Origin of the sequence: Calothrix sp. FACHB-168 (assembly GCF_963889195.1) — a bacterium.
Lineage (GTDB): Bacteria > Cyanobacteriota > Cyanobacteriia > Cyanobacteriales > Nostocaceae > Aulosira > Aulosira anomala_A.
Genome location: NZ_CAWPNJ010000098.1, coordinates 1 through 12334, shown reverse-complemented (window position 1 = coordinate 12334; position 12334 = coordinate 1). Strand labels below are relative to the sequence as shown.

The following is a 12334-nucleotide window of genomic DNA, read 5'->3' as shown; positions in this document are numbered from 1 at the left end:
AGTTTAATGATAGAAGTTATGTTGCTAGTCGAGTAGAATCAAGAGCAGTAGGGAAAGCAGGGGGTGTGGATATTTCCACTCAGTCTTTAGAACTGTTGGGTGGTTCTTTTTTTGATGCAAGTACCTTTGGTGAAGGGGATGCAGGGAGTGTAAAGATTACCACTACTGGTAGTGTTAAGTTTGATGGTAATAGTTCTGCTGGTAGTCAAGTACGCTTAGGAGCAGTAGGGAAAGCAGGGGGTGTGGATATTTCCACTCAGTCTTTAGAACTGTTGGGTCGTTCTTTTCTATCTGCAAGCACCTTTGGTGAAGGGGATGCAGGGAGTGTAAAGATTACCACTACTGGTAGTGTTAAGTTTGATGGTAATAGTTTTGCTGCTAGTCAAGTACGCTTAGGAGCAGTAGGGAAAGCAGGGGGTGTGGATATTTCCACTCAGTCTTTAGAACTGTTAGGTGGTTCTTTTTTTGATGCAAGTACCTTTGGTGAAGGGGATGCAGGCAGTGTCACCATTAATGCTAACACCTTTAAAGCTAGCAACGGTAGTAAACTTGTGAGCCGTACTTCTAGTGAATTCCCAGCAGGTAATATCATCCTCAAGGTAAAAGAAAACATCACCCTCTCCGGCTCAGACACAGGAATATTTGCCAACACAACTGAAGGTTCCACTGGTCAAGGTGGTAGTATTATCATCGATCCCAGAACCTTTATTATCCGAGATGGTGCAACTATCTCTGCCAATAGCCAGGGAGAAGGAATTGGCGGTGATATTGAACTTGCCGCAGGCTTTCTCACCCTGGATAATGGAACTATCTCCGCCCAAACACGCAGCAATACTGGTGGTAATATTACTTTAAATTTGCAAGACTTATTATTACTACGTAATGGGAGCCAAATCACTACCACTGCGGGGAATCAGGAATTTGGTGGTGATGGTGGTAACATCATTATTAATAGTCCCTTCATCGTCGCTGTTCCTAAAGAAAATAGCGATATTACTGCTAATGCCTTTAGTGGATATGGTGGTAATATTAACATATTTACTCAGGGAATATTCGGAATTGAATTCCAAGCAAGACCAACACAACAAAGCGGCATCACCGCCAGTTCTGAATTAGGTATTAGCGGTAATGTTGCTATAAACACACCAGAAGTAGACCCAGCAAAAGGCTTAGTTGAACTACCATCCAATCTAGTTGACCCCTCAGGGCAAATTGATAACTCTTGCAGGCCTGGAAGTACTCAAAGTCACAGTTCCTTTGTTGCTACAGGCCGTGGTGGTTTACCCTCGAGTGCCACTGAACCATTACAAGATACCAGTACCCTAGCACAATGGGTCAAACCTAGAACCACTCCACAAAATTCTGTCAAAGTTGAAACTGAGCCACAAGCACCAACAGCCACGACTAATTCCCCAGTTTCTTCTCCTACCATTGTGGAAGCCTCTGGTTGGGTAGTTGATGCTAATGCTAACATCCACTTAGTAGCCCAAGCTCCACCAGTTAACCCTTCCAGTCCCTGGCAGACATCTGCCTCTTGTCCTGTTCGTTAGAAAATGTGTGAAAAATTAGAACAGGAGAGTGTTAAATGGCGTTAATTAAATTTGGTCAATTCAAGTCAATTGTGCAAAGGCTTATGCTGGCAAAGCGAGTCGTGAAATTTTCAGTATTATATGTACTATTATTTACTGTCACTTTTGTCTTAACTATTACCCCCCTCACCTTTGCTAAACAACCAGACACATATGCAGCAGGTGAAATTCGCAGCCACAACAGCCAATTTTCAACCACCACCCCACAGCAACTTTTGGAACAAGGAGAAGCCCAGTATCAAGCAGGAAACTTAACCCAAGCAGTAACTATTTTACAAAAAGCTAACCTTAGTTATCAGCAACAGAGAGATCCTTTAGGACAAGCCGCAGCCCTGACTAACCTCTGTCTGGTATATCAGCAACTTGGCTCGTGGACAGAAGCCTCTCAAGCTATCAGCACCAGCTTGAATTTACTTGGTTGGGATGGGAAAAAGCAACAATTACAAACCAAGAATCAAAACCCAGAATGGTTGGAAGTATTGGCGCAAACTTTAGATATTCAGGCAGGACTGCAACTGGCACTGGGACAAGCAGATATATCTGTAGAAACTGCCCAACAAGCAGAGAAAATTTGGCAGCAATTAGGTAACAATGCCGGAGTAACCCGCAGTCGCATCAACCAAGCACAAGCTTGGCGAATTGCTGGCTTTTACCGTCGGGCTTTAAAGATTTTGACTTTAAGGGAGCAACAGTTAATCAACGAACCAAATTCATCGGTCAAAGTCGCTGCTTTGCGTTCGCTTGGCAATACTTGGCAACAATTGGGTGAGTTAGAGAAATCTTTGGCAACACTACAACTAAGCTTAGAAATTGCCAAACAACTGCAACTGCCTTCAGAAATTAGCATGACAGAATTTAGCCTTGGTAATACTGTTAGAGTATTAGGTAATACTGAAGGTGCAATTTTCCATTACCAGCAAGCTGCGGCAATTGCATCCCAACCACTCACCAAAGTTCAAGCTCAAATCAATTTGCTGAGTTTGTTGGTTAAGAATAAAAATATCACAGCATATCAAGAATTAATCTTTAAATTAATCCCGACAATTCAATCGCAACTTACTACTTTACCTAATAATCAAGCTAGTATTTATGCGAGTATAAATTTTGCTGATACTATCATCAATATTGGTAATAAAGAAGACGTTGCTCAAATTCTCGCCCACAGTGTAAAACAAGCCAAAGCTATAGACAATAAGCGTGGAGAATCTTATGGGTTGGGAATTTTAGGAAGATTGTATGAGCAGAACAATCAGTGGCAAGAAGCCCAGGATTTGACTCAACAGGCATTATTGATTGCTCAAGGAATTAATGCTTCAGATATTGCTTACCTTTGGCAGTGGCAGTTAGGACGCTTGCTGAAAGTTAAAGGAAATATCCCAGGTGCGATCGCGGCTTATGATGCCGCAGTCTCAACACTCCAGTCTCTGCGCAACGATTTAGTTAATGTCAACGTACAGGTACGGTTCAATTTCCGAGACAGCGTGGAACCCATTTATCGGGAGTCAGTGCAACTATTGTTAGCAGAGCCAGGACAAGGGAAAACAGATTTAGACAAGGTTAGGCGACGCATAGAAGCATTACAAGTAGCAGAATTAGATAATTTTTTCCGGGAAGCTTGCTTAAATAATCAATTTGTGCTGCTTGACGAAGTAGTAGACCGCGATAATCCAGACACAGCTATTTTCTACCCAATTATTTTAGATAAGAAATTAGAGGTGATCCTGAAGCTTCCCAAACAACCATTAATGCACATATCCCCTCAAAAAAACTGTGCTTCTCAAGATACCTGTGAGGATTTAGAGCAAGTAATTACAACAATGCGAGCAGCAATAGTCGAACCTAATACTGAGAGGAGATTTAAACAACAATCTCAAAAACTTTATAATTTGTTAATTAAACCTGTGGAAGCAGATTTGCAAAACAGTGGAGTTAAAACTTTAGTATTTATCCCAGATGGGTCTTTGAGAAATATTCCTATAGCTGCATTGTATGATGGCAAAGAGTATTTAGTCCAGAAATATGCTGTAGCTTTGAGTCCTGGATTGCAACTATTTACTCCCAAACCTCTAGTGCAAGGAAAAATAAATGCCCTAGCAGGAGGATTATCGCAACCACCCAAAAACGAAAATTTTACGCAACTTCCTCATGTGCAGGAAGAACTAGATTTAATGCAAAAGTTGGGCGTAACAAGCAGTATACTTTTGGAGCAAGATTTTACTAAGGACAACTTAGAACAAACAATTAACGTCCAACCTTTTAGAGTAGTTCATCTAGCAACACACGGAAAATTTAGTTCCAAGGCCGAAGAGACTTTTATTCTAACAGCTAATGGACGTATTTATGTTAAAGAATTAGATGAATTGCTGAAAACTAGAGAGCAAAATCGAACAGAGCCAATTGAATTACTTGTTCTTAGTGCTTGCGAAACCGCAGCCGGAGATAACCGTGCTGTATTGGGATTAGCAGGAGTTGCTATTCGAGCAGGAGCGCGGAGTACCTTAGCATCTTTATGGCAAATTGGTGATAACTCCACTGCTTTATTTATAGGTGAATTCTATCGTCAATTAAAAACAGGTGAAGTTACAACAGCAGAGGCTTTGCGTCTTGCTCAATTAAAACTGCTGAATGATTCTGCATACAATCGTCCCATGTACTGGGCACCCTATGTGTTAGTTGGTAATTGGTTGTAGAGAGATACAGCACATTTCATCTGAAGTACACAAGGGCAGGCAAGATGCATTGGTGTAAACTTAAGTTCAAATGCTTACCCAACAGATCGCCCACAGGCTGTAAGCCTGGGGCTAACGTTACAAAGCCCACATAGGTGGGCTAAGAAAATTTAGCCCACCTATGTGGGCTTTGTTCAATTAGCCGCACCCTTGGAGGGTGACGGCGGTTTATTGGGTAAGCGAGGGGTTGGGGATGAGGATAAAACCTTGTCAACCAAAAGGTTTTCGCGTTAAGTTGACACCTATGGGCAAAATTGACATAATTCGTCACCCCTAGAAGCATCAAACTGAAGACAGCAGTTTGCTGATGATTTAATTAGTATCATTACTGCTGGAATTACCATTTTTAGAAAAGTTATTTGCCGGAGATTCTAAGACATCCTCACTATTAGCTTGTTGATTATCGACAAATGGTTGGACACGCTGTTGGATATCAGAAGGTAGTTCGTCAAATTCACAAGTTTTGATAGTTGTAGTTGGTTGCTGTTGAATGCCTGTGGAGCCAATTTTTTCTTTAGCGTTCTTAACTTGTGCGATCGCATTTTTGATGTCAGACTGCATTACTAAACGCTCATTACCTTTTCTTGTAACTGCTTGGGAAGCGGCTAACTTCACGACATTCAAAATATCTCCCCCCGCCAGTCCCTGAGATTCTTGCGCCAGCCATTCTGAGGTAGTATCCTCACTACGAGGAACTTCATCTGGTAATAGATATTGCCACAGTTTTACCAAGCAAGCTTCATCTGGCAGTTCAAATTCGATGTGAGCTAGAATTCGCCGCACAAAAGCTCCATCGTAGTTGCTTGCAAGGTTAGTAGCGAAAATTACCACACCATCAAACTTATCCAACTCTAGCAGCATCACTGAGCGGCTGACATTAACTCCGTGGTCTGCGCTTTGTGTTACATTTGTCAAGCGTTTGCCCAAGATGGAATCCGCCTCATCAAAGAATAGAACAGCATCAGTTTCGTGAGCTTTTGTAAAAGCAGAGGTGATATTCTTTGGTGTTTCACCAACATATTTAGACTCAATCTCAGCGTAATTCACCTTAATAATTTTCTTGCCGAGATAGTTAGCAATTGCTTCTGCACAGAAAGTTTTACCAGTTCCGGGTGGACCATACATATTAATTGCGACTCGGCGACCTTGGGGGTCAATCTTTTTTAGATTCCATTCGTGATATAACACGTCATGATACAAAATGCGGTTGAGTGCAGTCTCGATTCGCTCACGAACAATTTGTGGCACAATAAGGTCATCAAAATTGCGTTTTGGAGCTTCAGGAGAGAACATTTCCAGTCTTGCCAATTCTGGCGTTTCTGGGTTGGAAGCATTGACACTAAAATTTTTTTCAGGTTTCTTATCTTTTAATTTTGTTGATTCTGATTCTGCTGATTCTATCTTCCATCCTGTAGGCATATACCACCTCATTGAATTTGAGAACCGTTATTTCTTTGGGCATAATTTCTGCATTGCAGTTTGTTGGAGAAAGTTGCACATTCGATTTTCTCAACCTCATAATTTTTAGATCGAGGGTCGGTTTATCTTATATTTTTATTGCTAAAGACCGACTCTCTAATTGCCCCGATGACTCATTTACTTATTGATGAGTGCGTTGCCAGATGTACCCATCAATAAGTCAAGATTTGAGCTAATTGATCAAAGCCAGTTCTTTGTCACGCATCTCGGTAATATTTTTTTCAACCGATGAGTTTTGTCGCTTTATGACAGCCTCATATACATCTGGAGGTAAATCATCCCAATTAACTTCTACTTCTGTAGTGATTTGTTTGACGACAGGCTTGTTGTTGTAACCGGAGGCTTCTATCACCCAAGAAGTGACTCGTTGAATCCAGGTTGATGTCGTTTTGCGATTAAGTTCTACAACCTGCTTCAGTAAATACTCTCTAATTTTTTCCCAGGCGTTCTTAACAGCACGACGGACATTGGTCACAACGTTATTAACTTTAAGGAAAGCGTTTTTTAAATAGGGAGCAATAGTCGGAAGGTGCTTATCAAACCAGGGAAATAAGTTTTTCTCACCCCAATTGAGAATTTGATGCCAGAAAGTTACAGTAGCTGTAGCACCTAGTCCCAGACCAATTGCAGTTAGCAGATAAATTGTGATTGGTTCCATGATTTAAGCTTCCAGTTGATAAAGTTTGAAGGTAAGAGCTTTTGCACCATAATGCAGATCTTTCTCGCTTATATCTGTAGGAAGGTAATCCCAAGACAGTTCCTCTTCGACTTTGAACACCTTTGGGTTGTCGTTCTTGAGCCATAAGATTTCAATCTGACGGTTGTAGGAGCGATTTTGTAATGGCTCATACAGCACCTTAATAGTCAGGATTACTTCTTTTGCAGACTCCACTAACTGCTGAGTCTCACCATCTAGCACACCATCTAACAGCAACCGAGGATCAGGTTCATTGCAAAGAATGTGTGTAGCTCCCAAAGAAACAGGAAGCGGTTTTTGAAATTTGTCGCGGAGAAACTTAGCAATAGTCAGATAGATTTTGCGCTTTTCTTGCAAATCGATGTCTGTTTCACTTTCTGCAAACAGTTCTGGCAAATTTTCTACCAACTGTTTGAAATTTTCTGGTGCTTGTGAAAACGTAGCTCGCATAAATGGCCAAGTCTGTTTTAACACCCGACTGTCGATACCATTTTCTATTTGATTTTTCATTTATTTTTCTCCTGTTTTAATTGTGAATTTGGTCATTTTTTGTTTAACACTACTGTTATCACTGAGGGAACATCAAGTATTACTATTAACTAATTGGTTAAGTTTTTTCGTATTATTCACCATCGGCTTACTGAAAAATTTTTGACAAATACTAACTGAGATACAGCGAATTGCAAGTTGGTGAATCAATTTTGGATTTTGGATTTTGGATTTTAGATTGACCCCATGCACGCCACTTGACGCCAGTCGCCTCAAGTCGGGAAACCCGCCCACAGCGCTGGCTCCTTTAATCCGGGAAACCCGTCCACCGCAGTGGCTTATGAATGCAGGGGCTTCAATTAAAATTTTTTGATTTTGGATTTTAGATTTATTCCACGAATAAATTCGCTTGCTCTCAGACCAGTTTAGATTTTAAATTTTGAATCTTCAATCCAAAATTTAAAATCTAAAATCTAAAATTCGGTGAGGTACAGATAATCGTTGATTGTAGGGGCATTGGAACTGCCATGCCCCGAAGCGTACACCTCATTTACCTGAAATATGCTGTATATTACGAGACTTTTTCCCGGAAGAGAGCCTATTTTTACAACACAGTGTATGTTCAGAAGGTTCTCAATCGTTTCATTTCTGAACTAATCGGTTCAGTTTAGCTGTTTGGGGAATTCGCCAACGGTATCATCATTGATAGCGCGAAGATGTGCGGCAATTTTTGAGGTAAGCCTTATGAACAAACCCTTCGATGGGGTAAACAATTCTTGTCCAACTATTTCCTTCGCTACCATCACTGACTCCGAAACCAACACGATCGCCATTTTGTAACGAACCGATAACTCTACTATTAGTGCTAGGGTTTTCTCGAATATTCAGTGAACCGGATTGTACCGATACTACACAAGCTCCAATAATACTTTGAGCCAATTTGAACTGCAAACCATTTTGCGAAACTGTTGGCGAGTTGTAACTCTTTTCTTTTTCTACAGATCTTGCCAAGATTTCTAGCTGTCCACCTATTTCTTTTTGAGTGATTGTATTTGATACATTAGCTGATGTAGGCAAAGTAAAGCTAGTGACAGCCAGCATTGCTCCTGCAAGAATTACAGAGATTTTGCCATTAATGTCTACGCCGTGTTTGTTGATACTGAACATTGTGTCTCTCCTGAATTTCAGATTAGGGTTTCGATAGAAGGTAATCGCACATTTGCTCACCTGACTACTTTTTAATTGGTAGCGATTAGTTGATCTTATTCACTGTGAAAAATAAGTAGTGGAGTAAAATGAGCAGTGATACCGAAACTGACGCTCAGGACTTGATGATCTGACAAAAAATAAATTACCCAAATTCCGTAGTGCGAGCAGCGTTCGACTGAGCGCTCACGCCGAAGTCTTGCACGATGAGTGAACACCAGCGAACGAGACGTTTGTCCTTCCCTGCGGGAGGCTGCGCTCTAAGCGTTGGCGCAGCCTCTCCGATAGGAGAAGCTATGCCGCAGGCTTTACGGACACGCTACGCGTTAAGCGTTGGCGCAGCCTCTCGTAGAGAAGCTATGCCGTTGGTGTTCGCGAAGCGTGTCGCAGACAAGCCTCTCGTTCGCGTAGCGTCTCCCCTTGGGAGAAGAGAAGGCTTTACGCACTACAAATTGATTGGGTATTTAAAAAATTGGATGTTCCTAACTACTTATAAGAATGGCGGGCTGAAAACTCTTGAGGAACAGGCGCACAGCGCCGTCCAAGCGTACTTCAGGCAAGAGATGAAAGCCGCCTTGAGGCGTTTACGCCTCTGTGACGCAATATTTTCTAATTATCTCTTCTAAATATTCACTAGCGCTTACATCGTTTTTTACAGCTAGCTCTTGCACAGAATGCCAAGCTGTGTCAGTTAGCCATACACCTCTTCTCTTTTTAACTTCATCATATAAAACAGGAGTATTTTTTACTCTTTTTTTACCTTTACCTGTTGACATATTTAGTACCGTCATCTATACTAAATACAGTATAGAAAAAACAAGGGGGTGAGTCAAGTTGCTAGTTTTAGAGTACAAAGTTAAAGCTAAAAAACTGCAATATTTAGCTATTGAGAAAGCCATTAAAACTACCCAATTCATTAGAAACAAATGTTTGAGGTATTGGATTGATGCACCAAAAGATGCAAAAATTGATAGATTTGCGCTTAACAAGTATTCAACGGAACTACGCAACGAGTTTGAATTTGTAGCTAACTTAAACTCAATGGCTGTACAATCATCAGCCGAAAGAGCATGGTTAGCAATATCAAGATTTTACGAGAATTGCAAGAAGAAAGTATCGGGTAAAAAAGGATATCCCAGATTTCAGCATGATAATCGTTCGGTTGAGTACAAAAAATCAGGCTGGAAGTTAAACCCAATCAAACGCCGTATTACTATTACTGACAAAAAAGGTATTGGTGAGTTAAAACTGCTGGGCAAGTGGGATATTCAAACCTACCCTGTTAAATCGATTAAGCGTGTTAGATTGGTACGTCGTGCTGACGGATATTACTGTCAATTTTGTATTGATGTTGAGGCTTCAGACATTCAACCAATGACAGGTAATGAAATTGGCTTAGACGTTGGTATTGAGAGTTTTTACACTGACTCCAACGGACATCAAGAATCCAACCCAAAGTTTTTGAGAAAGGTTGAGAATTCCGTTAAACACGCTCAAAGACGCATTTACAAAAAGAAAAAAGGTTCGTCAGGACGTAAAAAAGCTAAAGCCATATTTGCCAGAAAGCACTTAAGAATAAGTAGGCAACGGAATGAACACGCAAAGAGAATTGCGCGTAACGTGTGCAAGTCTAACGACTTAGTAGCCTATGAAAACCTACAAGTGCGTAATTTACTCAGAAACCATTGTTTGGCTAAGTCAATCTCTGATGCTAGCTGGTATTTGTTTAGGCAATGGCTTGAGTATTTTGCTGGTAAATTTGGTAAATTAGCGTTCAGCGTGCAGCCACATTACACATCACAAAAATGCTCAAATTGTGGTGCGATTGTGAAAAAATCCCTATCAACTCGCACCCATGTTTGTAGCTGTGGGTGTAATTTGCATAGGGATGAAAACGCAGCAATTAACATTTTAAATCTTGCAAAACAAGCTAGGACGGGGCACGTCCAAAGTAACGCTGTAGGACTTGTTGCCTCTACTCTTTTAGGTGAAAGCCTATTAGAGCAAGTGACGAGGTAGATTACAGAATCCCCTCGCCTTTAGGCAGGGGAGTGTCAATCAATGCCATTCTCACCCGTGCAAACAGTTGGGGTAGATATGTATAAAATCGCCCATACCGTAGGTGCATTGCATCCACAGTACAGCTACCACAGTGTTGTCCAGGGGGAGGAACTGCCACGGACAGTACAAGTGCGTCTGAAACACCAGCCCAGGGTAAGTGTCCGACAGGAGCGGATTGCAGTGAATAATTGAGTTCGGATTCATTCAGCCAGTCGCTGCTGATAAAATCGTTTTCAGTTCGAGGAGCTTGGAGTTTCCAACCGACGCGATCGCGAAAGGTATTAACTGCTGCTTCGGTATTTTTGGGATGAGCTGCTATTGCTTGTTGCCAAATCTTGGCTTGGACGCTGAATCCAAACCTTCCACCGCTAGCTCCTAACCAAGCTCGATCAATCTCTTGAATTAAATTTAGGGGTATGGTGGTAGCGTTAGGTCCGTAGGGGTCTTTTTGAGGTGATAGGAGACGACGGGTTTCTTGATCAGCAGCCTTCCAGTTTTTGGCATTGAGCAATTGCTGAAGTTTTGCGGTTGCTTTGGTTGTAGTTGTTCCACTAGCAGGGGATTTTTGAGTGGCGATATGTCGCTCTATCAAATTCACGATTTGGGTTTTATTGAGTTCTCGCGCCCAGTCTAGAGCGGTCTTACCTTGCTTATCTTTGAGGTCAACCCTCGCATTTTTACTCAGAAATAGTGTGACTAATTCCGGGCCAAAAAAACTTTGTTCTTCCAATACTGCTTGGTGCAGAGGTGTTCGGCCTAAATTATCTTGAACATTTAAATCTGCCTTAGCTGCCACGAGTTGTTGAGCCACTTCCAGGTTCACATCATACAAAGGGGTTCTACCTTGAGCATCCCGCAGGTTAACTTGTGCTTTTCGAGCTAGCAGCAATTTCACGAGCGCGGGTTGGAAACGATGAACGTGGAGTGGTGTTTGTCCCTGACGATTGCGTAGATTCACATTAACTCCCCTATAGAGCAGAAGTTTTAACACTGCTGGTTCCAAACTATTGGAGTGAATCACAGCCCCTTGACGATTTTGGATCGTGAGATTCGCCCCTGCTTGGATGAGTTTTTTGGTCACTTCTGGATGAGAGGCTGCGTAGTGCAGTGGAGTCCAGTTTTGATTGCTACGGGCATTTATATCCGCACCATTACGAATCAATAGCTGGGTAATATCTGCTTTTCCAGAATTGGCAGCAAAATGTAGCGGTGTCATTTGTTCTTTGTCTCTAGCATTCACCTGAGCGCCTCGATCGATCAAAAGTTTGATGACAGCAGCCGTTTTTTGACCAAAAACATTATGCAGTGGGGTATTTCCGTTCTGATTGCGGACATTCACCTTTGCTCCTTTACTTAGCAGCAATTGGGCATTTTTTGTTGATGCTCCTAAATAATGCAGGGGAGTATCTCCCTTACCATCCTTTGCATTCACGTTCACCCCAGTTTGGATTAAACGTTGAGCCAATGCTTCGTTGGTAGATAGCAAAAAGTTGAGGGGTAGCCAGTTCTCACCAAACATATCGCAGGGTTGATTCAAATCACCACCTTTGGCGATCGCTTCTCCTAATGCTACGTATAAATCGGGAGTATTCCCAAAGGGGCTAAATTTTTCCGCTAATGTCAGACAAAAGGGAGAGACGGTATTGGTGGTTTTTTTTGGTGTTTGAGATTCAACAATAGATGGCATAATTACTACTGTACCGAAAGTAGTCAGGGTAATCAGAAAAATTGTTGAGAAGGGATTACAAGATACTTTATGGTTAAATTTCACCACTATGTGTGATTTCCTTATTCTTTAGCAAAAAATTTAGTGATTATTTAGTGCAGCTATCCCCCAACTCCTAGGGGGAGTTTTGGTGTACTGTGTACAGGATGGCTACTTTGATGTATGAGACTTTCATCTGAACAAATTAGTTGCCGACTAATGAATATTTGCTATTTGCGATCGCTTTTTGGGGGGAGCATCCCAATTTTGACGCAATACCCTTCTAGTGCTGCATGGCGTAAATAACCATACCATTTTATAAATTCATTTTGATAATCTAGAGTAGTGCGAGCATCTTGCTCGCTGACAAACGCGAGCA

At 41.6% G+C, this 12334-nt stretch carries 8 protein-coding genes and 1 pseudogene; 3 read left to right on the top strand and 6 right to left on the bottom strand.

The features are described from left to right. Window positions 1-1550: pseudogene (locus tag AACW45_RS38090) on the top strand (beta strand repeat-containing protein); the annotation flags it as partial. Between the two features lie 83 nt (window positions 1551-1633). Then, window positions 1634-4279: a CHAT domain-containing protein gene (locus tag AACW45_RS38085; RefSeq protein WP_242045694.1), complete on the top strand. Its 2646-nt coding sequence runs from the start codon at window positions 1634-1636 to the stop codon at window positions 4277-4279. 351 nt (window positions 4280-4630) lie between these two features. On the opposite strand, the gene AACW45_RS38080 is transcribed toward AACW45_RS38085, so the two are convergent. From AACW45_RS38080 to AACW45_RS38060, 5 genes are all read right to left on the bottom strand, one after another. Next, window positions 4631-5737, bottom strand: a complete 1107-nt coding sequence (locus tag AACW45_RS38080; protein WP_190638168.1) for an ATP-binding protein — start codon at window positions 5735-5737, stop codon at window positions 4631-4633. A gap of 232 nt (window positions 5738-5969) precedes the next feature. Continuing rightward, on the bottom strand, window positions 5970-6455 hold the full coding sequence (locus tag AACW45_RS38075) for a hypothetical protein (protein WP_190638166.1): 486 nt from the start codon (window positions 6453-6455) through the stop codon (window positions 5970-5972). A 3-nt stretch (window positions 6456-6458) separates the two neighbouring features. Continuing rightward, complete coding sequence (locus tag AACW45_RS38070; protein WP_190638164.1) at window positions 6459-7004, bottom strand: hypothetical protein; 546 nt, start codon at window positions 7002-7004, stop codon at window positions 6459-6461. A gap of 678 nt (window positions 7005-7682) precedes the next feature. After that, on the bottom strand, window positions 7683-8150 hold the full coding sequence (locus AACW45_RS38065) for an SH3 domain-containing protein (protein WP_190638161.1): 468 nt from the start codon (window positions 8148-8150) through the stop codon (window positions 7683-7685). Window positions 8151-8773: 623 nt separating this feature from the next. Then, window positions 8774-8965: a hypothetical protein gene (locus AACW45_RS38060; protein WP_190638158.1), complete on the bottom strand. Its 192-nt coding sequence runs from the start codon at window positions 8963-8965 to the stop codon at window positions 8774-8776. Window positions 8966-9023: 58 nt separating this feature from the next. Between AACW45_RS38060 and AACW45_RS38055 the strand changes: the two genes are divergently transcribed. Beyond that, complete coding sequence (locus tag AACW45_RS38055) at window positions 9024-10208, top strand: RNA-guided endonuclease InsQ/TnpB family protein (protein ID WP_190638156.1); 1185 nt, start codon at window positions 9024-9026, stop codon at window positions 10206-10208. Window position 10209: 1 nt separating this feature from the next. Here AACW45_RS38055 and AACW45_RS38050 read toward each other — a convergent pair whose 3' ends face one another. Beyond that, a complete protein-coding gene (locus AACW45_RS38050) occupies window positions 10210-12024 on the bottom strand; it encodes an ankyrin repeat domain-containing protein (protein ID WP_190638154.1) in 1815 nt (604 codons plus the stop codon). Between the last annotated feature and the right edge of the window lie 310 nt (window positions 12025-12334).